Origin of the sequence: Nonomuraea sp. PA05 (assembly GCF_008086045.1) — a bacterium.
GTDB lineage: Bacteria > Actinomycetota > Actinomycetes > Streptosporangiales > Streptosporangiaceae > Nonomuraea > Nonomuraea monospora.
In genome coordinates this window covers 102,465-126,565 of sequence record NZ_VSEY01000032.1, presented here as the reverse complement: position 1 = coordinate 126,565, position 24,101 = coordinate 102,465, and the positions used below count along the sequence as shown (strand labels likewise).

General features: G+C 68.9%; 15 protein-coding genes and 1 pseudogene. 8 read left to right on the top strand and 8 right to left on the bottom strand.

Features of this window, described 5'->3' with window-relative positions:
- Window positions 1–10: 10 nt before the first annotated feature.
- The gene (locus FXF51_RS40530) at window positions 11–2,797 is read right to left on the bottom strand and encodes a glycosyl hydrolase family 95 catalytic domain-containing protein (protein WP_262380140.1); all 2,787 of its coding nucleotides are present in this window, start codon (window positions 2,795–2,797) and stop codon (window positions 11–13) included.
- Window positions 2,798–3,455: 658 nt separating this feature from the next.
- On the opposite strand from FXF51_RS40530, the gene FXF51_RS40525 reads away from it, so the two are divergent.
- Together FXF51_RS40525 and FXF51_RS40520 are read left to right on the top strand one after the other, a co-directional pair.
- Window positions 3,456–5,468, top strand: a complete 2,013-nt coding sequence (locus tag FXF51_RS40525; protein ID WP_148440073.1) for an RICIN domain-containing protein — start codon at window positions 3,456–3,458, stop codon at window positions 5,466–5,468.
- 9 nt (window positions 5,469–5,477) lie between these two features.
- On the top strand, window positions 5,478–6,923 hold the full coding sequence (locus tag FXF51_RS40520) for a non-reducing end alpha-L-arabinofuranosidase family hydrolase (RefSeq protein WP_148440072.1): 1,446 nt from the start codon (window positions 5,478–5,480) through the stop codon (window positions 6,921–6,923).
- 55 nt (window positions 6,924–6,978) lie between these two features.
- On the opposite strand, the gene FXF51_RS40515 is transcribed toward FXF51_RS40520, so the two are convergent.
- From FXF51_RS40515 to FXF51_RS40505, 3 genes are read right to left on the bottom strand one after another with little or no spacing between them, the layout of a single operon-like run.
- Window positions 6,979–7,809: a carbohydrate ABC transporter permease gene (locus FXF51_RS40515; protein ID WP_262380139.1), complete on the bottom strand. Its 831-nt coding sequence runs from the start codon at window positions 7,807–7,809 to the stop codon at window positions 6,979–6,981.
- Entirely contained in the window at window positions 7,806–8,750 is a 945-nt protein-coding gene (locus tag FXF51_RS40510; RefSeq protein ID WP_148440071.1) for a carbohydrate ABC transporter permease, read from the bottom strand. Before FXF51_RS40510 ends, FXF51_RS40515 begins: the two co-directional genes overlap by 4 nt.
- A 1-nt stretch (window position 8,751) precedes the next feature.
- Window positions 8,752–10,023: an ABC transporter substrate-binding protein gene (locus FXF51_RS40505; RefSeq protein WP_148440070.1), complete on the bottom strand. Its 1,272-nt coding sequence runs from the start codon at window positions 10,021–10,023 to the stop codon at window positions 8,752–8,754.
- Between the two features lie 197 nt (window positions 10,024–10,220).
- Between FXF51_RS40505 and FXF51_RS40500 the strand changes: the two genes are divergently transcribed.
- From FXF51_RS40500 to FXF51_RS40490, 3 genes are all read left to right on the top strand, one after another.
- Complete coding sequence (locus FXF51_RS40500; protein ID WP_148440069.1) at window positions 10,221–11,264, top strand: LacI family DNA-binding transcriptional regulator; 1,044 nt, start codon at window positions 10,221–10,223, stop codon at window positions 11,262–11,264.
- A 214-nt stretch (window positions 11,265–11,478) separates the two neighbouring features.
- Window positions 11,479–12,483, top strand: coding sequence for a LacI family DNA-binding transcriptional regulator (locus FXF51_RS40495; RefSeq protein ID WP_148440068.1), 1,005 nt, complete (start codon window positions 11,479–11,481; stop codon window positions 12,481–12,483).
- 112 nt (window positions 12,484–12,595) lie between these two features.
- Window positions 12,596–13,612, top strand: coding sequence for a LacI family DNA-binding transcriptional regulator (locus tag FXF51_RS40490; RefSeq protein WP_148440067.1), 1,017 nt, complete (start codon window positions 12,596–12,598; stop codon window positions 13,610–13,612).
- Between the two features lie 36 nt (window positions 13,613–13,648).
- On the opposite strand, the gene FXF51_RS63060 is transcribed toward FXF51_RS40490, so the two are convergent.
- The gene (locus FXF51_RS63060) at window positions 13,649–14,779 is read right to left on the bottom strand and encodes a ricin-type beta-trefoil lectin domain protein (RefSeq protein ID WP_262380138.1); all 1,131 of its coding nucleotides are present in this window, start codon (window positions 14,777–14,779) and stop codon (window positions 13,649–13,651) included.
- A gap of 656 nt (window positions 14,780–15,435) precedes the next feature.
- Here FXF51_RS63060 and FXF51_RS40480 point away from each other — a divergent pair.
- Window positions 15,436–16,293 (top strand): SAM-dependent methyltransferase, encoded by an 858-nt coding sequence (locus FXF51_RS40480; RefSeq protein ID WP_148440066.1) that lies wholly within the window; start codon window positions 15,436–15,438, stop codon window positions 16,291–16,293.
- Window positions 16,294–16,354: 61 nt separating this feature from the next.
- On the opposite strand, the pseudogene FXF51_RS63540 reads toward FXF51_RS40480, so the two are convergent.
- Window positions 16,355–16,486, bottom strand: a pseudogene (locus FXF51_RS63540) (chaplin); the annotation flags it as partial.
- A gap of 420 nt (window positions 16,487–16,906) precedes the next feature.
- Here FXF51_RS63540 and FXF51_RS40470 point away from each other — a divergent pair.
- Entirely contained in the window at window positions 16,907–17,497 is a 591-nt protein-coding gene (locus FXF51_RS40470) for an RICIN domain-containing protein (protein ID WP_148440065.1), read from the top strand.
- 703 nt (window positions 17,498–18,200) lie between these two features.
- On the opposite strand, the gene FXF51_RS40460 is transcribed toward FXF51_RS40470, so the two are convergent.
- Window positions 18,201–19,448: a PP2C family protein-serine/threonine phosphatase gene (locus FXF51_RS40460; protein ID WP_148440063.1), complete on the bottom strand. Its 1,248-nt coding sequence runs from the start codon at window positions 19,446–19,448 to the stop codon at window positions 18,201–18,203.
- Window positions 19,449–19,677: 229 nt separating this feature from the next.
- Here FXF51_RS40460 and FXF51_RS40455 point away from each other — a divergent pair, with 229 nt between their 5' ends.
- Window positions 19,678–21,066, top strand: a complete 1,389-nt coding sequence (locus tag FXF51_RS40455; protein ID WP_148440062.1) for an alpha/beta hydrolase domain-containing protein — start codon at window positions 19,678–19,680, stop codon at window positions 21,064–21,066.
- A 197-nt stretch (window positions 21,067–21,263) separates the two neighbouring features.
- Here FXF51_RS40455 and FXF51_RS40450 read toward each other — a convergent pair whose 3' ends face one another.
- Window positions 21,264–24,041, bottom strand: a complete 2,778-nt coding sequence (locus FXF51_RS40450; RefSeq protein ID WP_187414837.1) for a TIM barrel protein — start codon at window positions 24,039–24,041, stop codon at window positions 21,264–21,266.
- Between the last annotated feature and the right edge of the window lie 60 nt (window positions 24,042–24,101).

The following is a 24,101-nucleotide window of genomic DNA, read 5'->3' as shown; positions in this document are numbered from 1 at the left end:
CTGGCCGGCGTCACACGTTCGTGATCGTCCACTGGTTGTTGGTGCTGTTGTTCGGCGCCCACATGGCCACGGTGGAGCCGGCGGTGCCGTTGCCCATGCCGTCCAGCGCGGTGCCGGTGCCCCGGTTGATGATCTGGTGCCGGCCGTTGCCCGTGCTGTTGAGCCGCCACTGCTGGCCTGTGCCGCCGGTCCAGGCCGACTGCCGGGCGCCGGCGCCGTTGGCGGCGTTGCCCCAGCTGTCGATGACCATGGCGTTGGTCCGGTTGACGATGCGGTACCAGCCGCCGCCCAGGTCCACGAGCTGCCACTGCAGGTTGGTGCTGCCGTCCCAGTTCCACTGCTTGAGGTTCGATCCCGAGGCGACGTTTCCGCCGCTGTCCAGCACCAGGCCGGTGGTCGCGTTGGCGATCCGCACGTAGCTCGCCGGCGCGGGGCCGGACCCGGTCATCCGGTACGTGCGGCCGGCCTGGCCGGTCAGCCTGATGACGTCGCTCTCGGGTGCGGCGACGGTGACGGTGGCGCCGGTGGTGGTGTCGACCACCTCGTAGGTGCCGGCGAAGATCCGGTTGCGTACGTTGACCGCTCCGTCACGATCGAACCTGATGAGGATCTCGCCGGCCCCGCCGGAGCTCCACGTCGCGTCCACGGTGTGGCCGCCACGCCCCCGAAGGCCCCGTACCTTGCCGTTCGGCCAGGCCGGCGGCACTGCCGGCAGCACGTGCAGCTCGCCGTTGTGGCTCTGCAGCAGCATCTCGGCGATTCCGGACGTGGCGCCGAAGTTGCCGTCGATCTGGAACGGCGGGTGCAGGTCGAACATGTTCGGCGCCAGCCGGGCCGTCGTCACCAGGAGGCGCAGCAGCGCGTGCGCCCGGACGCCTTCCTCCATCCGCGCCCAATAGTTGATCTTCCAGGCGAGTGACCAGCCTGTCCCGTCGTCACCGCGCAGTTCGAGGGTGCGCCGCGCGGCGGTGAACAGCGCGGGGGTGCCGCGCTTGCTGATCTGGTTGCCGGGATGCAGGCCGTAGAGGTGGGAGATGTGCCGGTGGGCGGGCTCGGTCTCGATCCAGTCGTACAGCCACTCCTGGATGTTGCCGCGCGAGCCGATCCTCATCGGCGGGAGCCGGTCGCGGGCGGCCAGGACCCGCGTCCGGAAGTCGGCGTCGACGCCGAGCGTCTGAGCCGCCTGGGCGCAGCCGTTGAACAGGTCCCGCAGGATCTGGTTGTCCATCGTGGGGCCCGCGCAGACGCTGACGCCCGCGTGGTGGGCGAGTTCCGGAGAGTTCGACGGGTTGGTGACCAGATGGCCGAGGTTCGGTTCCTGCACCAGCGTGTCGAGGAAGAACTGTGCGGCGCCTTTCATCGCGGGGTAGTACCGCCGCAGGAACTCCAGGTCGCCGGTGAAGCGGTAGTGGTCCCAGACGAGGGTGGCCAGCCAGGCGCCGCCGGTCTGCCACATGCCCCAGAACGCGCCGTCCACGACCGACGTCCCCCGCCACGCGTCGGTGTTGTGATGGGTCACCCAACCGCCGGCGTTGTACTGTACGCGGGCCGTCCGGGCGCCGCTGACCGCGAGCTCGTCGAGCATCGCGAACACCGGCTCGTAACATTCGGACAGGTTCGTCGTGTCCGCCGGCCAGTAGTTCATCGGCAGGTTCGCGTTGATGGTGTATTTCGAGTCCCACGACGGCGTCAGCGAGTCGTTCCAGATGCCCTGGAGGTTGGCCGGCTGGGTGCCCGGCCGGGAGGAACTGATCAGCAGGTAGCGGCCGTACTGGAACAGCAGCGCCGAGAACTGCGGGTCGTCGGTGTTCGCGTGCTGCGCGATCCGCACGTCGGTCGGCTGGTCGGCCGCCGCGGTCCGGCCCAGGTCCAGGGTCACGCGCCCGAACAACCGCTGGTGGTCGGCGACGTGCCGGCCGCGCAGGTCGTCGTAGGTGCTGCCGGTGGCCGCGTCCAGGTGGCGCCGCGCGATGCCCTGGTGGTCGCCGTCGACGTCACGGTAGGTGCGGTAGCTGGAGCCGATGGAGATCAGCACCGTCACGCTGTCGGCGGACCTGACCTGCAAGGTGCCGCCGGAGCTGCTGACGGTGCCGCCGTCGGCGACCGCGCGGGCCAGCGCGAGGAACCGGACGGAGCCGGCCACTCCTTCCATGTCGCCCGAGATGCCGTCGAGCGCGATCGTGGTCCCGTCCGGGCTGGAGCGGGTCGTCCGCTGCGGGCTGCCGAAGGTCGCGGAGAACGTGATCGAGCCCGGCCGGTCGGCGGTCAGGCGGATGGCGATCACCTGGTCGGGCGCGCTCGCGAGCGCCTCACGCCGGTACCGGACGCCGTTGTGCAGGTAGGAGACGGCCGTGGTGGCCGTGGTGAGGTCCAGATACCGGTTGTACTCCGTGACCCCGGCCGCGCTGCCGAAGCCGAGCCGCAGGTCGCCGACGGTCTGGTAGGCCAGCTGCCCCACCGGGGTGCCGCGCATGTTCTGGTCGATCAGGGTCTGGGCCTGGCTCCACTGGTTCTGGAAGACCAGTTGCCGGATCTGCCCCAGTGCCGCCGCCCCTCGGGGGTTGCTCTGGTCGTACGGTCCTCCGGCCCACACGGTGTCCTCGTTGAGCTGCAACCGCTCGGTGTCGGTGTTGCCGAACACCATGGCGCCCAGGCGGCCGTTGCCGATCGGGAGCGCGCGCAACCAGTCGGTGCCGGCGCTCTCGTCGTACCACAGGGCCAGATCGTTCGCGGCGCTCACCTCGGGAGGGGGCGCCGTGGCGGCCCGGGCAGCGGCCGTCCAGCCCAGCGGTGACATCGCGGCTCCTGCTCCGGCCGCGCCGAGCTTGAACACTTGCCTTCGGGATAAGTCAGCCATCTCGACTCTCGTTCGTCCGTCGGCTACTGGGCACGAACACGTCACGGACCGCGGATCTCCTGGAGGAAGGTAAGGGCCTTGACTGCGGCCCGTCAACCATGGCCGGGACAGAAACTTAATGAGGCGGCGATTCCTGATGGTCAGGGCCATGGACCAGCGGAAGGCTGGCCAGCACTCGGGTCGGGCGTCCCTTCTTGGGGGTTGACGACAACTTTCAGGCAGCAACTTAACTTTTCAAGATTCGCAAGTTACTCTGTTGCCCTCTGGTAACTTCTGTGAAACTTTCAGAGACGCGGCACGGTCCCGCTGGGGGTGAAACTCCAGGCGGGAAGGCACTGGGACGGCATCGCCCGTACCGGTGGAGCCGCATCTCTTTTGACGCCGGGCCGAACCGTCGGATGTACTCCGCCACAACGCAGCGAACGGAGGAGGGCGACGCCATCAGATGTTAGCGCTAACAACGGGCGCGGCGCGGCCGGTCATCCTCCCTTTCCGAGGAGTCCCGCATGTCCTTGAGCCGCGTCGGCGGCACGCCTTAGGGCGCGCAGGTCGTGCTCGCCGACGACCACGGCTCGGACAACAACCTGTGGAGGTTCGTATGAGGCGCGTGCTGGCGATCCTGGCGTGCTTATCGCTCGTGAGCCTGCTCCTGACGCCGCAGGCGTCGGCCGCGACGGTCGATCCGAACGCGTGGTACGTGCTGGTCAACCGCAACAGCGGCAAGGCCCTGGACGTCTACAACCTGTCCACCAGCGACGGCGGCCGCATCACCCAGTGGACCCGCAACAACGGCAACCAGCAGCAGTGGCAGTTCGTCGACTCAGGCGGCGGCTACTACCGCGTCAAGTCCCGGCACTCCGGCAAGGTCCTGGACGTGTCCGGCGCCTCCACCGCCAACGGCGCCGCCGTCGTGCAGTGGGCCGACCACAACGGGACCAACCAGCAATGGCGCCTGGCCGACTCCCCCGACGGCCACGTCCGGCTGATCAACCGCAACAGCAGTAAGGCCCTCGAAGTGCAGAACGCCTCCACCGCCGACGGCGGCAACATCGTCCAGTACGACGACTGGAACGGCGCCAACCAGCAGTGGCAGCTCGTCCCCGTCACCGGCGGCAGCAGCTCCTACACCAACCCGGTCGTCTGGCAGGACTTCGCCGACGGCGACATCATCCGGGTCGGCGACGCCTACTACTACTCGGCCTCGACCATGCACTACTCGCCGGGCGCGCCGATCCTGCGCTCTTACAACCTCGTCGACTGGGAGTACGCCGGCCACTCGGTCCCGAGACTCGACTTCGGCTCGAACGCCTACGACCTCAACGGCGGCCGGGCCTACGTCAAGGGCATCTGGGCCTCCACCCTGAACTACCGGCCCAGCAACAGCACCTACTACTGGCTCGGCTGCGTCGAGTTCAACCGCACCTACGTCTACACCGCCTCCGCCGTGGACGGCACGTGGACCAAACGCTCGCAGATCGGCAACTGCTACTACGACGCCGGCCTGCTGATCGACACCGACGACACCATGTACGTCGCCTACGGCAACGGCACCATCAGCGTCGCCCAGCTGTCGGCCGACGGGCTCAGCCAGGTGCGCGCCCAGCAGGTGTTCCAGACCCCGAGCAGCGTCGGCACCCTGGAGGGCGCCCGCTTCTACAAGCGCAACGGCTACTACTACATCTGGCTGACCCGCCCGGCCAACGGCCAGTACGTGCTGCGCTCCACCTCGCCGTGGGGCCCGTACGAGATGCGCCAGGTCCTGCTCAACCTGCCCGGCCCCATCTCCGGCGGCGGCGTCCCCCACCAGGGCGGCCTCGTCCAGACCCAGAACGGCGACTGGTACTACATGTCGTTCGTCGACGCCTACCCCGGCGGACGCGTTCCGGCCCTCGCCCCGATCACGTGGAGCGGCGACTGGCCGGTCCTGCAGACCGTCAACGGCACGTGGGGAGCCACCTACCCGAAGCCGAACATCCAGACCAGCCGCACCGTCGCGCCCATGACCGGCCCCGACACCTTCACCTCGGCCGGCCTCGGTCACCGCTGGGAGTGGAACCACAACCCCGACACCAGCCGCTTCTCCACCGGCACCGGCCTGCGCCTGCAGACCGCGACCGTGACGAACGACCTCTACAACGCCCGCAACACGCTCACCCACCGCATCCAGGGCCCGTCCTCGACCGCGACCATCGAGCTCGACTACTCCCAGATGGCCAACGGCGACCGCGCCGGGCTGGCGATGCTGCGCGACCAGTCGGCCTGGATCGGCGTCAAACGCGACAACGGCGCGAATCGGGTTGTCATGACCAACGGGCTGACCATGAACAGCTCCTGGCAGACCACCGGCACCGGCGCCGAAGCCGCGAGCGCGAACATCTCCGGCGGCCGGATCTGGCTGCGGGTCAACGCCGACATCCGCCCCGGCTCCGGCAGACAGGCCCGCTTCTCCTACAGCACCGACGGCACCACCTTCACGAGCCTCGGCCCGGCCTTCACGTTGAACAACGCCTGGCAGTTCTTCATGGGCTACCGCTTCGGCATCTTCAACCACGCCACCCAGTCCCTCGGCGGCGCGGTCACCGTGCGCCGCTTCGACCTCACCACCCCCTGAGGAGACCCTGTGAAACTCCGATCCATTCTGGCGACGGTGGCCACGTTACTGGCGAGCCTGCTCATCGCCGTGCAGCCCGCCGACGCGGCCACCGTCGACACCAACGCCTGGTACGTCCTGGTCAACCGCAACAGCGGCAAGGCCGTGGACGTCTACAACCTGGCCACCAACGACGGCGCCCGCATCACCCAGTGGACCCGTAACAACCAGAACCAGCAGCAGTGGCAGTTCGTTGACTCCGGCGGCGGCTACTACCGCATCAAGTCCCGGCACTCCGGCAAGGTCCTGGACGTCTACAACTTCTCCACCGCCAACGGCGGCTCCATCGTGCAATGGTCCGACCTCAACGGCACCAACCAGCAGTGGCGGCTGGCCGACTCCGACAGCGGTTACGTGCGCTTCATCAACCGCAACAGCAACAAGGCCCTCGAAGTGCAGGGTGCCTCCACCGCCGACGGCGGCAACATCGTCCAGTACGACGACTGGGGCGGCGCCAACCAGCAGTGGCAGCTCGTCAAGGTGGACGGCGGCACCGGCAACCCCGGCCAGTGCGACCTCCCGTCGAGCTACCGCTGGACCTCGACCGGCGCGCTGGCCCAGCCGAAGTCGGGCTGGGTCTCGCTCAAGGACTTCACCGTCGCCCCCTACAACGGCCGCCACCTCGTCTACGCCACCACCCACGACACCGGCACCCGGTGGGGCTCGATGAACTTCACCCCGTTCACCAACTGGTCGGAGATGGCCTCCGCCAGCCAGAACACCATGACCAACGCCACCGTCGCGCCCACGCTGTTCTACTTCGCGCCGAAGAACGTCTGGGTGCTCGCCTACCAATGGGGCGGCCCCGCGTTCTCCTACCGCACGTCCAGCGACCCGAGCAACCCCAACGGGTGGTCCGCGGCGCAGACGCTGTTCTCCGGCAGCATCTCCGGCTCCGGCACCGGCCCGATCGACCAGACCGTGATCGGTGACAGCACGAACATGTACCTGTTCTTCGCCGGCGACAACGGCAAGATCTACCGCGCCAGCATGCCGATCGGGAACTTCCCCGGCAGTTTCGGCAGCACCTCCACCGTGATCATGAGCGACACCACGAACAACCTGTTCGAAGCCGTCCAGGTCTACAAGCTGCAGGGCCAGAACAAGTACCTCATGATCGTCGAGGCGATCGGCGCGCAGGGCCGCTACTTCCGCTCCTTCACCGCCACCAGCCTCAACGGCTCCTGGACCCCCCAGGCCGCCACCGAGAGCAACCCGTTCGCGGGCAAGGCCAACAGCGGCGCCACCTGGACCAACGACATCAGCCACGGCGAACTGATCCGCACCAGCGCCGACCAGACGTTCACCGTCGACCCCTGCAACCTGCAACTGCTCTACCAGGGCCGCAGCCCCAGCTCCGGCGGCGACTACGGCCTCCTGCCCTACCGTCCCGGCCTGCTGACCCTCCAGCGCTGACCCTCCAGCGCTGACCCTCCTGGGCGGCCCGGATCTCCGGGCCGCCTCTCAGGGGTCAGCCCTTGAAGGCGCCGTCCATGATCCCGGCCACCATGCGTCTGCCGACGAAGACGAACAGCACGATCAGCGGCAGGGTGGCCAGGAACGAGCCGGACATGGCCAGGCCGAGATCGATCGTGTAGCTGTTCTGCAGCGCCTTGATGGCGATCTGCGCGGTGTACATCTCGGGCGACTTCAGCACGATGAACGGCCACAGGAAGTCGTTCCAGGCGGTGACGAACCCGAGCAGCCCGAGCACGAACGCGGCCGGCCGCACCAGCGGGAACGCGATCCGCCAGAAGATCTGCCAGGTGCCGGCCCCGTCGATGCGGGCGGCCTGGAGGATCTCGTCGCTGATGGTGGTGGCCAGGTGCTGGCGCATCCAGAAGATGCCGAACGCGCTGGCCAGCCCCGGCACGATGAGCGCCTGCAGCGTGTCCACCCACCCCAGCGAAGAGATGATCATGTATTGCGGGATGACGGCGAGCTGGGTCGGCACGGTCATGGTCAGCACGACGATGAGGAACAGCACGTTGCGCCCGCGAAAGCGCAGCTTGGCGAAGGCGAACCCGGCCAGCGAGCAGAGCAGGGCGTGTCCCACGCCGATCGTGCCGGCCACGACGAGGCTGTTGAGGATCGAGCGCACGAACGGCACGGTCGAGAACACGAGCCCGGCCAGGTGGAAGAAGTTCCCCCCTGGCACGATCTCCGGCGGCAGCCTGGTGGCGGTCGCCGTGTCCGTCGTGGCCACCACGAACATCCAGTACAGCGGGAACGCGCAGGCCAGCGTGGCCGCCGCGAGCAGCAGATAGGTCCACCAGCGGACCCGGTCGGCCTTCTTCATCATCGCTCCGGGCGGATACGGGCGGACAGGACGTAGTTGAGCGCCGCGACGGCGATGATCAGCACGAACAGGGCCACGCCGATGGCCGCGCCGTAGCCGAACTGGAACTGGCCGAAGCCCTGCTCGTACAGGAAGAGCGTGAGCGTCTGGCACTGCCGTACCGGACCGCAGGTCAGCGGCGCGGAGCGGGAGGCGAGCAGCGGCTCGGTGAAGATCTGCAGCCCGCCGATGGTGGAGGTGACGATGGTGAACACGATGACCGGGCGCAGCGACGGGACGGAGATGTGCCGGAACTGCTTCCAGGCGCCGGCGCCGTCCACCGCGGCGGCCTCGTAGATCGTCCGGGGCACGGCCTGCAGCGAGGCCAGGTAGAGCAGCGTGGTGTAGCCGAACCAGCGCCAGGTCACCATCACGGCGATCATGGCGTGGCTCCCCCACACCGACTGCAGGAAGTCGATCGGCCCCACACCGGCGAGCCCGAGCAGCCAGTTGAGCAGGCCGTAGTCGCGGTCGAACATCTGGGCGAAGACGATCGTGGTGGCCGCCACCGAGGTGATGTACGGCACCAGCATCGACATGCGGAAGAAGACGGCCAGCCGCAGCCTGGCGTGGTTGAGCAGGTGCGCGAGCACCAGCGCCACCAGGAGCTGCGGCACGGTGGACAGCAACCAGATGCTGATCGTGTTCCAGGCGGCGTTCCAGAACCGGGGGTCGGCGAGCAGCCGGCTGAAGTTGTCGAAGCCGATGAAGACGTGCTCGCCGATCGGGTTCCAGTCGAACAGCGCGATGTAGAAGGTGAACAGCAGCGGGAACAGCCCGAAGACCGCGAACAGGAGGAAGAACGGGGCGATGTAGGCGTACGGGGCCACCCGCTCGGCCAGGCTCTGCCGCACCCGCCCCTCGGTCTCGGGCATGACCCGGGGCGGGCTGAGCGTCGTGGTCATGTCACTTGCCGATCGCGGTCTTGATGTTGGCCAGCGCCGTGTCCCAGGCCGTGGCCGGGTCGCCCTTGCCCTGCTCGACGTTGGTGATCGCGTTCAGGAGCTCCTGGCCGATGGCCGCGCTCTCCGGCCCGATGAGGAAGGGCTTGAGCCCGAGCAGCGAGTCGGTGTAGATCTTCCCGATGGGCGCGTCGGAGAAGAACGGGTCCTTCATACCGAGGAGCTTCGGGTCCTGGTACACGGACGGGGTGGTGGGCAGCGCGCCGACGTCGACGAAGTGCTGGAGCTGGCCCTCGGGCGACTGCATCTTGGAGATGTAGTCCCAGGCCGCCTTCGGGTTGGCGGCGCCCTTGGGAATGGCCAGGTAGCTGCCTCCCCAGTTGCCGGCGCCGCCGGGGATCTTGGCGATGTCCCACTTGCCCTTGGTCCCGGGGGCGTTGTCGCGGATCTGGCCGAGCAGCCACGACGGCGCGGAGATGACGGCGTAGTCGCCCTTGCCCATCGCGGCGCTCCACCCGTCCTCGAAGGAGCTCTGCTTCGCGGTGATGCCGGCCTGCGCCGCCTTGATGCCCAGGTCGAACGCCGTCTTGACCTGCGGGCTGGTGGCGTACACGACGTTGCCCGAAGGGTCGTGGTACTTCTCCGGGCCCTGGTTGACGGCCTGGTAGAAGACGCTGGTGCCGGCGTTGTCGACGAACGCCTTGCCGGTGGCGGCGGTGTACTTCTTGCCGGTCTCGATGAAGGCGTCCCAGGTCGGCCAGAGCTTGCTCACCTCGTCGCGGTCGGTGGGCAGCCCTGCCTCCTTGAACAGGTCGGTCCTGTAGGCCACCGCCATCCCACCGACGTCGGTGGGAATACCGATGATCTCGCCCGTCTTGGCCGTGGGCTGGCTGATCACCCAGTCGAGGTAGTCACCCTTGATCTTGTCGGCGCCGTACTGCCGCAGGTCCTGGAAGTTCTGCGGCTGCTGGACGAACTTCGGCAGGTCGTCGCCCTGGATGAGCACCAGGTCGGGCACCTTGCCGCCGGCCAGCGCCGTGGTCAGCGCCTGCGCGGTCTCCGTGGAGGTGCCCACTTCGGTGAGCTTCACCTGCACGCCTGGATTGATCTTCTTGTAGTCCTCGACGGACCGCTTCTGGTTGATGCCGCTGAACGACCAGAACTCAAACGACTTGCCGTCGCCTGAGGGTTGCGTCGCGCCGCCACCACCGCAGGCGGCGGTGGTCAGGACGAGCGCTGCGGCGAGCACGATCGGGGTGGCGGTACGGAGCTTCACAGGTCATCTCTTCCTGAGCCGTACGGCCCATGGACGGGGGGTGCATGAGACTGTCGCTACTCTGAAACTTTCGGAAGCAATCACGATAGTTAATTCGGGGACCATACGTGCGGTGTCGGAAACTCGTCAAGAACCTGCTCGCAAGAACGCCGAAACGTGAGCGCTGAAGCACCGAAACCGGTCGCTAGAATCCCGGCATGAGCACGGCCGCTGGCCCGTCCGACGACGGCGCCGCCCCATCCCCGCCGTTGACCATCGCGCAGCTCGCTGAGCTGGCCCACGTCTCCATCGCCACCGTGTCGAAGGTCGTCAACGGCCGCGCCGAGGTCGGGCCCGAGACCCGGGCCCTCGTCGAGCGGCTCATCCGTGAGCACGGCTACCGGCCGCAACGGCGCCGCACGACCGCCACGCCCCTGGTGGAGCTGGTCTTCCACGCGCTGGAAGGCGAGTACCCCACCGAGATCGCCAGAGGGGTCGAGCGGGTGACGCGTAAGCACCGGCTGGCCGTGGTGCTCTCGCAGCTGCACCGCCGCGACACTCCGGGCAAGGGCTGGATCGAGGGCGTGCTGAGCCGCCGTCCCACCGGTGTGATCTCGGTGTTCTCCAGCCTGACCGAGGCTCAGCGCGAGCAGCTCGCCACCCGCGGCATCCCGCTCGTCCTGCTCGACCCCAGGGGCGATCCCGCACCCCAGGTTCCTTCGGTGGGCGCGAGCAACTGGAACGGCGGGCTGCTGGCGACCCGCCACCTGCTCGACCTCGGGCACCGGCGCATCGCCGCCATCGCCGGGCCCGGCCACGCCCTCCCCAGCCGGGCACGGCTGGACGCCTTCCGCACCGCACTCGACATGGCCGGCGTCCCCGCCGACCCGGAGCTGATCGGCCGGGGAGACTTCCTCGTCGAGGGCGGCCTCGCCGAGGCCGAGCGCATGCTGCGGCTACCCGAACCGCCCACCGCCATCTTCACCTGCAACGACGGCCAGGCCTGCGGCGTCTATCGCGCCGCCCACCTGCTCGGCCTGCGCATCCCCGACGACGTGAGCGTGGTGGGCTTCGACGACCTGCCCGCGGCCCGCTGGATGAACCCGCCGCTGACCACCATCCGTCAGCCACTCGCCGAGATGGCCGCCACGGCCACCGAGATGCTGCTCAAGCTCGCGCGAGGCGAGCTGCTGACGCAGCATCGCGTGGAACTAGGCACAGAACTGATCATCAGGGAGAGCACCGCACGGCCGATCGGCTGACGAAAGTTAATTAACTTCGGCCGAAAACTATCCTTGACAGCTTTCGGCGCGGCGACCTAGCGTGTCGCCCAGGCCGCGAACCGCACTCGCGAAGTCAACGCTGACAACGCGTGACGCCGAGGAGTTCCCCACGTATGAAGCCGCTCCCCCAGCCCACGACCCGCCGCCGGAGGGGAAAGAATGGGGGCCACCCGCCGAGCGCCGTTCACCGGTCATGGCCGACGTCGCCGAACTCGCCGGCGTGTCACACCAGACCGTCTCGCGGGTGCTCAACGGGCATCCCAGGGTCCGCGCGGAAACGCGGGCGCGGGTCCTGCACGCCATCGACGTTCTCGGCTACCGCCGTAACATGACCGCGAGGGCGCTGGTCACCCGCCGCTCGCACAGGCTCGGCGTGGTCAGCTTCGACACCATCCTGTACGGCCCGGCCAGCACGGTCCACGGCATCGAACGAGCGGCCAGGGAAGCCGGCTATTTCGTCACCATCATGAGCCTGCGCACCATCGACAGGGCCGGCGTCAACGAAGCCATCGGCCACCTGGCCGCCCAGGGAGTGGACGGCGTCGTCGTGGTCGCACCGCAACGCGCCGCGGCCGAGGCACTCGCCGACCTGCCCGCGGGGTTGCCGGCGGTGGCGGTCGAAGGCCGCCACGAAGGCCACGTGCCGGTGGTCAGCGTGGACCAGTTCGCGGGCGCCCGGCAGGCGACCGCCTACCTGCTCGGCCTCGGTCACGAAACCGTCTGGCACGTCAGCGGACCGGACGACTGGCTGGAGGCGGAGGGGCGGCGCGAGGGCTGGCGAGCCGCGCTGTCGGCTGCCGGACGGACGGTTCCCGACCCGCTGACGGGCGACTGGACCCCCGCGTCCGGCTACCGCGCCGGCAGAGCTCTGGCCGGCCGCGTCGCCGACGTCACCGCGGTACTGGTGGCCAACGACCAGATGGCGCTCGGCCTGCTGCGGGCGTTCTCGGAGAGCGGCGTCCAGGTGCCCGGGCAGGTGAGCGTGGTGGGCTTCGACGACATTCCGGAAGCGGCGTACTTCACTCCTCCGCTGACCACGGTCAGGCAGGACTTCGGCGAGGTCGGCCGCCTCAGCATCGGCCTGCTGCTCAAGCAGATCGATCCGGCCGGGACGTCCGGCCACGAGCACCTGGTCGTCCCCCCGCAGCTCATCGCCCGGGACAGCACCGACAGGGCGAGAACCGCCCGGCTCCCCTGATCGATCCCACCGGCGCGCCCGACGTTCAGGCGCAGGGCGTGAGTCCGCGGAACATTGATCTTGACGAGGCGGCACCGCCCGCCCTGCCGCCCCGCGTGACTAGACTGCCGCCATGACCACGGAGTCGTCCCCCCTCACCATCGCCCAGCTCGCCGAGCTGGCCGGTGTCTCCACCGCGACGGTCTCCAAGGTCGTGAACGGCCGCTCCGAGGTGTCGGCCGAAACCCGTGCCACAGTGGAGGAGCTGATCCGCCGGCACGGCTACCGCCGCCAGCGCCGCCGCTCCACCCCGACCGGGCTGGTGGAGCTGGTCTTCCACGCGCTGGAGGGCGACTACCCCGTCGAGATCACCAAAGGGGTGGCGCAGGTCGCGCGGCAGCACGACCTCACCGTGGGCATCTCGGACCTGCGCCGCGACCCCGACGCCGCGGACGAGTGGCTGGAAGGCGTCCTGCGACGCCGCCCGAGCGGCGTGATCGCGGTGTTCTCCGGCCTGACCGAACCCCAGCACGAACAGCTCGCCCGCCGCGAGATCCCCCTCGTCCTGCTGGACCCGGCCGACGCACCCGCGCGCACCATCCCATCCGTCGGCGCCGGCAACTGGAACGGCGGCCTCACCGCCACCCGCCACCTCCTCGAACTCGGCCACCGCCGCATCGCCATCATCACCGGCCCCGACAACGCCCTGGCCAGCCGCGCCCGCCTCGACGGCTACCGCACCGCCCTGGACATGGCGGGCGTGCCCGCCGACCCGGCGCTGATCGGGCGCGGCGACTTCCTCATCGAGGGCGGCCTGGCCGAAGCGCACCGCCTGCTCCGCCTGCCCGACCCGCCCACCGCCATCTTCGCCACCAACGATGGCCAGGCCATCGGCGTCTACCACGCCGCCCACCAGCTCGACCTGCGCATCCCCGCCGACCTCAGCGTCATCGGCTTCGACGACATGCCGTCGATACGATGGACCATCCCGCCGCTCACCACCATCCGCCAGCCCCTCACCGACATGGCCGCCGCAGCCACCACGATGCTCCTGACCCTGGCCCAAGGCGAGCCGCTGCCGCAGAACCGCGTCGAGCTGGCCACCGAACTCGTCGTCCGCGAAAGCACCGCTCCTCCCCCACCTGCCTGAGCGTGGAAGCGGCAGGCATGGGCGGGAGCGATGTCATCAGCCGACGCGGGTCCAGCGCTGGTTGGCGGCGGCGTGGCAGGTGTAGATCTGGAGCTTGACGCCGTTGGCCGTGGAGTAGCTGGGCACGTCCAGGCACTTGTTCGCACCCACCGCGGTGATCGTGCCGTCGGTGTTGAAGCGCCATTGCTGGTTGCTCTGGCCGTTGCAGTCCCAGATGACGACGCCGGCGGCGTCGGCGGTGCTGCGGTTGGCCACGTCCAGGCACTTGCCGCCGTAGACGCGCAGCTCACCGCTCGCGGTGGGTGTCCACCGCTGGTTGGGCTGCCCGCCGCAGTCCCAGATCTGCGCCTGCGCGCCGTTCACCTGCGAGGCGCCGGAAACGTCCAGGCACCGGCCCGAGCCCACACCTTTGATCGCGACCCCACTGGGGGTGCCGTCCCCCGGCTGGCCGATGCTGCCGGACACCGACTGCAGCGCCGCGTACCAGGCGGCGGCCATCTTGTCGTAACCGCCGGCGGTCGGGTGGACGCCGTCGATCAGGTCGGAGGTGGTCAGCTTGCTGTGCATGTCGACCAGGTGGACGTGCTTGCCGCTGCTCGCCTTGCTCTGGACGATGCCGGGAACGGCCGCGTTGAACGTGCGGGCGGCGGCTTCCTGGCCGGCGTTGGACAGCGGGATGATGGTCGCGACGAAGACGTCCGCGTCGGGCACGGCCGCGGTGATGTGGTCGATCAGCGTGGACAGCCGTTGCGGGGCGCCGGCCACGTTGTAGTTCTGCAGGATGTCATTGGTGCCCAGGTGGAGCAGCACCGTGCGCGGGGTGTGCGTACGCAGCCAGCCGGTGACGCTGGCGTCGATCTGGTCGATCCGCCAGCCCGGATGGCCTTCGTGATCGTGGTCGCCCAGGCTGCCCGGCCCGTTGAACTGCGAGCCGACGAAGTCGATCGTGTAGCGTCCGCCGGCCAGGCGTTGCCATAAGCCGATCCGGTACCCGCCCGGCACCTGCGTGCCCTCGGTGATCGAGTCGCCGAGCGGCATGACCCGTACTCCGCCGTTGGACTCGGCGGCGGCCGCCCTCGCGCTCATCACGGTGCCGGCCACCAGCAACGCCATTACGGTGAGCACGGCGGCCCACCTGTCCTGCCACGACCTCTGTGCTGCGGACACCAGGACCTCCCTGTGGTCATGTCTGTCATCGCTGATGTGCTACGGCGGACTGCGGCGCCATTGGGTTCAGGTGCGGGTCCAGCGTTGGTCGGTGCCGCCGTGGCAGGTGTGGATCTGGAGCCTTGGAGTAGCTCTGGGCACGTCCAGGCACTTGTTCGCACATACCGCGGTGATGCTGCCGTCGGTGCACTGGCTGTTCTGCTTTGTTAGCGCTAACAATTCTGGCGATGGACCTCTCACGTCGTTGAAGGTGGTGAGACGCAGCAAATCCGATACCGAAAGATACTGTCAAGAGCACCGTAGCTTGCGTAATCCCGTTAGGGCCGCGACCGAACAGGCCCACCTCGCGCTATTGCGTGGGAACGCGGCCGACCTGCGGAAGGATGGCCGTGAAACTTCCATGAGCGCTGCAGGGAGAGATCCTGACCGAAGCTCCAAGCTCTGCGCTCTACCAGCACAACCGGCACAGGCCAGATCGGACGTCGCCGAACGTTTCGATCTGTTCCTTGACAACTATCGAAGAAGTGCCAAACTGGGTGCCCGAAGTGATCTCTCCTGCCGTCCCACACCTGAGGTGTGCGTCAAGCGCGTCCGGCGGAACGGAATTCAAATTCCCTGCCCCTCAGGCAAGGCCGCCGATCGACAAGGAAGAGAAGATGACGCACAGCGACGGTGTGACAGATCCACCGGCAGCCGCATACGCCGAGGCTCCGGCCACGAGAATCAACCCGCACATTCCTCATCCGGCTCGCATATATGACTACCTGCTCGGCGGCAAAGACCACTTCGCCGCCGACCGCAAGGCCGCCGAGGCACTCATCGAGGTGTCGCCTGGCACGCGCGAGGGCGTACGCGCACATCGCGCCTTCCTGGGCCGGGCAGTGCGGTATCTGGCGGCCGAGGCCGGCATCACCCAGTTCCTGGACATCGGCACCGGGATCCCCACCCAGGACAACACCCACACGATCGCCCAGGAGACCATCCCCGAGGCCCGCGTGGCCTACGTGGACAACGATCCGATCGTCCTGGTCCACGGCCGCGCACTGCTGACCGGTGACCCCGCGGGCATGACCGACATGATCGAGGCGGACCTGCGCCGGCCGGAGAAGATCCTGGCCGATCCCGCGGTCCAGCGCGTGATCGACTTCACCCGTCCCGTCGGCGTCATCCTGGCCGGCGTCATGCACTTCATCACCGACGAGGAAAAGCCGTACGAGCTGGTCGAACAGCTCAAGGCCGCGGTGCCCGGCGGCAGTCACCTGCTGCTGTCGCACATCACGCTCGACTTCACCGACCAGGTGCGCCGCGAGGAGTTCACCAAGCCCTACGACAACAGCACCGCCCCCATGGTGCCGCGCACCTTCGACGAGACACTGCGCTTCTTCGAAGGGTGGAACCTGGTGGACCCGGGCCTCGTCGAGGTGGTGACATGGCGGCCGGATCCCATCGAGTACCAGGAGCAGATTCCCGGCGGTCACGCCTGGGCCTACGGCGCTCTGGCCCGCAAGCCGTGAGAACTCGGTGCGTGAGCCGGGTCGGACCACGCACCTGGCTCCCATAGACCCCGAACGTGGGGTTGAGGAGCGCGACGAAATCGATGCTGTTCCCGCACAGGTGGATCGGAACTTGAATAACGTTTCCGGAAAGCACACCCGGCGGCAGGGCAATGCCGATGATGCCGGCCCTCGGCAAGCGGCTCGGAGTCATCTCGACGGGCGATTATCGTGCTTCCCGCAGGGATCGGAATAGGCGTCTCACCCAGCTACGCAGACATTCCCGAATATAGGGTCAAGAAGTCCGACGATGTTGATACACGTTGACCGGGGCGTCGGAGTCCGCCATCATGCCTCCCGGATTCGACAGGTTGTTGATAGTGGACGCCGGGCCGGATGAGATGTCAGTGAAGTGATCTCACACAGACTGTCTGGCCCCCCGGACGGGGCGGCAGGCCCCCGTCGGGCCGCAGAAATCCTGGACGTCGTCGCCGGCCAGCCGGGGATCGAGACTCCGTCCCGCGTGAAGCGTTATCCCCGAGCGGAGTTCGGCGTGCGGCTTGGCGGACCTCCACCATTGACAGATTGTTCAGGGTTCCCGGGGAAATGGCCGGATGTGGTCAGCTGCTGACTCGTGACGGCCGCTGCATTCGGGGTGAATCTGGTGGTGTTGGCGCGCCATCGACCCCTGCTACGTCAGAACGAGAAAGGGGAACGGCACATGACCAGTATCTCCGGCGAAGGCGGCATCCAGGGTCCGTTCATGCTCGTTCACGAGGTCACCGGCACGTACCTGCAGACCGACAACTACAACGACGACCTCGAACAGGCCGTGCAGACGTGGAACCTCGACCCGGTCATGACGATCAAGGGCTTGCTGGGGCACCTGTGGTACATCGAGCCGGCCGGCGACGGCACGTACGTGATCAAGAGCTTCGAGAACAACCGGTGCCTCGCCGCCGGTGTCAATGAGAAGGACAATCCCCGGCTCAAGAATCCGGACAGCGCGAACGAGCGGCAGAAGTGGTTCATTCGCCGGGTTCACGGCAGCGACGCGGTTCCGAATGACGCGGACTCGTACGCGATCATTCCGAAGGTCTACCCGGGGTACGCGCTCAGCACGCAGAGCAACGTCCTCTCGAACAACGTGTACGTGGTTCCCACGTCCATGTGGGAGGGACCGCCCTCCATTTCGCAGTATTGGAAGCTGGTGCCGCATCGGTAAGGCCGCGTGCCGTCGCCCGGCCCGCCGAGCCGGCGATCGCCATCACCATCGGGATGATCGCGGCAGGCGGCCTGCCCAACACGGGTGATAGGTCGGTCAATACGCCCACCGCGACGCCTGGCGTGTCCTCCAGCCAAGTGAGCCAGCCCGAATGGCATGGGCAGGGTGTGGTGGTGGGTCCATGCGACGTCCGCCCGGGAGGTCTTGGAGACGTTCGCGGAAGTGGAGGTCATCGACAGTCCGCAGGCTGTCGACCGGGCTGAGGGACGTCCGTACCAGGCGCTCCCGCGGCCGTTCTCGACGCGCCACCGGAAGGTGTGGCGTGGCCGGCTCCGTCGGCAGGTCCTCGGCCGTCCTGCTTGGACCGGAGATGTCGTGGGCGGCCACTTCCGGTCCCTCCTTCCCCGGTGGCCCGGTCAGCTCGCCGACCTGATGGGATGCGTCAGGCGTTCTCGCGGGTCCGGGTTCTCCGAACGGAAGAAGTCGCCGTAGCAGGGAAAGTCCAGCCGCAGCGCCGCGCTCCCCCGCCTCCGCCGTCCGGAGCGGCCTGCCGCCCCTTCCTGTTGTGACTCGCCGAGTGCGTCGGCTCTTCCTTCTCACCTCAGCCGGGATGTCACCGGTACGTGCCCGATCACCGAGTTCAGCCGTCGTGGTCGTGTCACCTCTCCCGCTCCCCGGCGGACACGGAGGCGCGCCCGCGGCGTCACAGCATGAGCTGCTCGTTTCGCCTGCTGCGCCACTCGACCGTCACCACGGTGGCGTCGTCCTGAAGGCGGCCACGCTGGTGCTCCATGATGGTCTGGATCAGCCGGCGCAGCGTCTCCGGAGCCGACATGCCATCGGCCTCGCGCCGGACAATGAAATCGATGAAGCGCTCCAGCCCGAACAACTCCCCCTTCGGGCTCTGCGCCTCGATGACGCCGTCGGTGTAGAACAGCAGCCGGTCCCCCGGTTGCAGCTGGTAGCGCAGCAGACCGGTGCGGACGCCCAGCCCGAACCCCATCGGCGGGTCGGGCTCGCCGTCCAAGCTGGCGACCTGCCGGCCTTCCCGCAGCACCAAGGGGGGATGGTGGCCCCGGTTGACCCAGCTCAGCCAGCCCGTCCGCAGGTTCAGATCCGCCAGGATGCCGGTGGCGAAGCGTCCGGTGAACTGCTCGGCGATCGCCGCGTCGATGGCCTCGGTCGTCGCGGCGAGGTCCTCGCCCTGGCGGCGGTTGTTGCGGCAGGCGCCCATGGCGATGGTGGCGGTCAGCCCGGCGGAGGTGTCGTGCCCCATCGCGTCGAAGATTGACACGTGCAGCGTGTCGCCGTCGATGGCGAAGTCGTAGGCGTCCCCGCCGACCTCGTACGCCGGCTCCAGCGCGGTGCTGACCACCACCCGGTCGTTGGCGAAGGTGCCCGACGGGAGCAGGTTCCACAGCACCTCGGCCGACAGGGTCATCGGCCGGGCGCGTACGAGGCGGGCGTAGGAGTCGCTGTGCGCGCGCTTGCTGATCACCAGCAGCGCGACCAGGGAGGCCAGCTGGGCGGCCAGCAACTCGGCGGCCGGCGCGCCCGGCGGTACGCTCACCCCGAGCACCCCGACCCGCTCGGTGCCGTCCAGCAACGGCACCCACAGCCGCTGCGGCCCCTCGCCCGCCGGCGGCGGCTGCGCCGCCTCTCCTTCGGCGGGGTCGGCCACGTGGCGGGCATGGACGATCTCCGAATCGCGATAGGCGCGGCCTGCCACCGTGGTGTCGATCCCGATCGGCTCCAGCGGTTCGCCGGACGGGTCACGCTGCCCTGGCAACGGCACCAGATGCTGCTGCTGCAGGTCGGCGACGTACACCGTCGTCTGGGAGAACCCGACCCGCCGCGCGTGCTCGGCGACCAGGCCCGGCACCTCCTCCATCGCGGACAGATGATTGACCCCCAGCAGACCGCCCAGCATCCCCTCGCCGTCGCCTGCCATCGCGGTGCCTTTCCTAGGAGAACCGTGCCATCACCATAGATCGTCAGCTCACGTCCGCGAATGACCGTCCAGCGCGCGGACGCTCCGGCCTCGCACCCGTCGCCGCCGCTCGGACAACCCTTCCAGCCCCGGATCGCCGTTTCGCGCCTCGGACTCCTCCTTGACTTCACAGCGCCGGTGACGCAGCTTTATGAACTATCTAGTCCGTACTTTCTGGACGGAGTCCTCGATGCGCTCTCTTCTGGCCTGCCTGTTATCCCTGATGGCCCTGCAGCCGACCACCCTCCACGAGCCCGGCGCCCCGACGGTGACCGGCCCCATCGCCACCGGCGCCGGGCCTCGCGACCATCCGTTCTTCGCCACGGACCAAGACCTCCGCAGGGCCGGCTACATCGAGGAGGAGTACTTCATCGAAGGCACCGCCAGCCGCTACACCACTCCTGACCAGGCCACCGGAACGGTCATCGACACCGGGCACCCCTACCGGACGCGCATCGTCGTCCGCCGCCCGCTCTCGCCGAAGCGGTTCAACGGCACCGCGATCGTCGAGTGGTACAACGTGACCAACACCTTCGACTACGAGGTCATGTGGTCCCGCTCGTTCCGCCACCTGCTGGACGAGGGATACGCCTGGGTGGGCGTCAGCGCCCAGCGCAACGGCGTGCACACCCCCGCCGGTCTCAGGACGTGGAACCCGGCCAGGTACGGAAGCCTCGACCTGACCGCCGGCGGCACCGTCACCGACGACGGCCTCGCCTACGACGTCTTCACCCAGGCCGCCCAGGCGCTGACGGACCCCCGCGGCGCCCGCCCTCTCGGCGATCTCAAGGTCAGGACGCTCATCGCGACCGGCCAGTCGCAATCGGCCTCCCGCCTCGCCCTGTACGCCAACTCGGTGCACCCTCTCACGCCCGTCTACGACGTGATCACCATCGTGGACGGTGGCGTGCAGATCCGTCCCGACCTGGCCACGAAGGTCTTCAAGACGGCCAGCGAGTACGACGTGCTCGCCAACCAGGCCGCTCGCCGCCAGCCGGACACCGGCCATTACGCCTACTGGGAGATCGCCGGCGCCTCGCACTCCGACCGGCACGCCTACCTCGTCAACAATCCGATCCGGCTGCGTGACGCAGGCGTGTCGGGCCTGCTCGCCGGGCCCACCGCGCCCTGCGTGTCGCCGGCACGCAGCAACGTCCCCTACGAGTACGTGCTGAACGCGATGTTCGACCACGCCGTGCGCTGGGCGCGGGAGAACCGGCGGCCGCCCGCGGCGCCGTACCTGGAGATCACCGACACCACCACCAGCCCCGCCACCCTGACCCGGGACGCCTACCAGATCGCACGCGGCGGCATCCGGCTGGCGGCGGTGGATGCTCCGACGGAGCGCAACACCGGCTGGAACATCGGCCTGACCGACGCCACCAACAGCGCCTGCCGCCAGGGCGGCACCTGGATCCCCTTCGATGAGACCACCCTGAACGGGTTGTATCCCGGCCACCGCGACTACGTGAGCAAGGTGCGCCAGGTCACCCAGCAGAACCTGCGGGACGGCTTCATCACCCGGCGGGATGCCGACAGGACCATCCGTGACGCCGAACGTTCCACCGTGGGCAGGTGAGAGGGCGGGCGGACAGGCGGCGATCGTGAGCGGGCGCGCGAAGGCGCCGTCAACGAGGCGGCACCGTTCGGTTGCCGGACATCCCTGCGCCTGCTCCGAGTCTCCGACGCGCGGCGCCGGCTCGCACCATGCGCCGCGTCATGCGAGGCCCCGACCAGCAAGAAGGGCCCGGAACCAAGCCCCTCCCGGGGCGCCGTCTAGGCCGCCGCGGTGGGTCCCGTCCGCCGGGCGGTCGCGTCGAGATGGCGGCGTGCGGCGGTGATCGCGAGGCGGGCGTGCTCCTTGGCGCCCACCTGGGCCACGAGGGTCGCCCGTGGGATCTCCAGGGCGTACGGGATCCCGGGCGGCAGGGCGCCGAGGATGCCGTGCACGTCGAGGCCGCCCTCGCCGGGGAACAGCCGCTCGAAGCGCGCGGCATGGATGATCTCCTCCTGGGTGGCCGGCGCCGCGGCGGGGGCGTCGCAGACGTGGGCGAAGCGGAACCACTCGGGTGGCAGCTCCCGGAGCTCGGCCACGCTGGAGCCGGAGCGCGCGAAGTGGATCAAGTCGATGAGGATGCCCGCGTTGGGCTGGCGGGCCTCTCGCAGGACGCGGACGGCCCCGGTCAGATCGCCCGTCTGGGTCCACGAGGGGAACTCGAGGTCGATGGTGAGGCCGAGCGGCCTGGCCAGCTCGCACAGTCGCGCGAACCTGTCGGCTTTGCGGGTGAAGTCCGGATCGGGGAGTTGCGTGATGACGTGGCGGGCCCCGAGTTCGGCTCCCGCTTCCAGGAAGCGCAGGAAGCTCGCCGGGTCGGCCTCGGGCGGGATCCTGGCCAGCTCGATGTCGAGCACCTCGATGCCCGTGGCCGCGAGCCGGACCTTGGTCGCCCGCATCAGTGCGGGGTCGGTGGCGAGGGGGTGATGCGGCTCGTGCGGGGTGACCTTGGTCATGCGCAGGCCCACGTATCGGTAGCCCGCGTCGGCGGCGGCGCTCACCAGTTCGGGCGGGGACAGGCTCAGCGCCGTGAGATGCGCCAGTGAGTAGTCGTGCGCCCCCTCGCCGCCGGCGACGGCCGAGGGCTCCTTCAGCGTGGTCAGCCGGCGCCTGCGGTGCGCGGCCATGCGCACGGCCGCGCTGTTCGGGGCGCCGTAGCCGGAGTACTCGCCCACCCGCTGCACCACTTCGAAGAAGATCCGCGCGCCGAGCATCTCGGTGTAGAAGTGCAGGTATTCGCCGTGCTGATCGCTGTCGTACAGGATGGAGTGCCGCCTCATCGCCGCCAGGAGCGCCGGCGACAGCTCCAGGCGGGCGTCCAGATCGTCGTAGTAGTTGTCGGGGATCGGCAGCAGCGGCGCGCCGAGGGCGCGCATCGCCCGCGCGGTGGCGATGGCGTCGTCGGTGGTGAAGGCGATGTGCTGCGGGTTCGGCACCGCCGGAGCCCAGTCGCCCCGTCGGAGCGGCGCGGTGTTGAGGCTGATCCGGACGTGGTGCTCCGGATCGGTCGCCCCTCTGCTACGGATCAGCCCGAAGGGCGCGGGTAGCGTGGCCGTCTGTGTCTCCCGCAGGCCGAGCACCGCGTGATAGAACAATGCGGCCTGCTCGAAGTCGTCGACCGATTCGGTGAGCGAGACGTGATCCGTCCCGGTCAGCAGGCCGTTTCCGTGCTCGGCGCGGCCGGTGGGGGCGAAATCGCCCAGCCAGTCGTCCTCCCCGCCGGTACGGCAGAAGAAGACGGCCGTTCCGTCGGGGGCCGCCACGGAGTCGAGGTCGGCCTCCTCCACGCGCCGGGCGCGGGGTAACACGGGCGCCAGCAGCCGCTCGGCGCGCCGGGCCGAGCCTGCCGGGTCGGTGCTCTCCACCGCCAGCGCGCAGATGGCCGCGGTGCCCGGCGGCACCGTTCTCTGCGGGGCGAAGTTCAACAGCAGCCGGGCTCCGCCCTGTGACCACAAGTGCACCGGCTTGGAGCGATGCCGGCCCGTATGGGTGAACCCGAGAGCGGTGAGCGCCCGCGCCACGCTCGGGCCGGAGATCTCGTCCACGGCCAGTTCGGTGAACACGAGACCGTCCAGCCGCGGGGCCGGGGGCAGGTCGCCCAGCCGAACCCGCTCACGGACCGCCACCGGGCCGAGGGTGCCGACCGTCTCTTCCAGCGACAGCAACGAGCGCATCGCGTCCACGGCGACCTGCCGGGGATCCGCCTGCCGGCACACGTCGTTGAACACCTCGATCGACAGCGGGCCGTCGTACCCGCCGGCCAAGGCGTGGCCGACGAAGCCGGCCAGGTCGAAGACGCCTTGCCCGGGGAAGAGCCGATGGTGTTCGCTCCACTCGAGTGCGTCCATGTGCAGCCGCGGGGCGTCGGCGAGTTGCAGGTGGAACACCTTCGGCCCGGGAACGGCCCGGATCGCGGCGGGGTCGTCACCGCGGGCGAACACGTGGAAACTGTCGAGGCATAAGCCAAGCGCGGGGTGATCGGCGCGCTGGACGATCCGCCAGGCGTGTTCGACCGTGTTGACGAACCGTCCCCAGGCCAGGCCCTCGTAGGCGATGCGCAGGCCCCGCCCGGCGGCCCGGCCGGCCAGGGTGTGGAGCTGTTCCGCGGCGAGGTCGTCGTCGTCGACGGCGGTCGCGGACGTCGTCGAGCAGACCGCCATCGTGGTCGCGCCGAGTTGCTCCAGTACGTCGAACTTTCGCTCCGCCCGGCGGAGGTTGACGTGGAAGGTCGCGGGCGGTGCCGCCTCGAAGTCGTGAAACGGCTGGTAGAGGTGGATGGACAGGCCCAGGTCGGCGCACTCCTGCCGGATCCGGCTCGGCGACCAGTTCGACACGATGAGGTCGTCCTCGTAGATCTCGATTCCGCTGAAACCCGCTGCGGAGGCGGCGACGAGTTTGTCCTCCAGCGTGCCGGACAGGCAGACCGTCGCGAGCGCGAGGGGAAGGCTTTCGGAGCGGCGGCTGGGGGAAGTCGGCATGCCGTGATCCGCGGTGAGCATGGGCGTCTCACCTTCTTGGCGTCGTAACGAACGAACTAGATACTTACTTATATGCCTTGC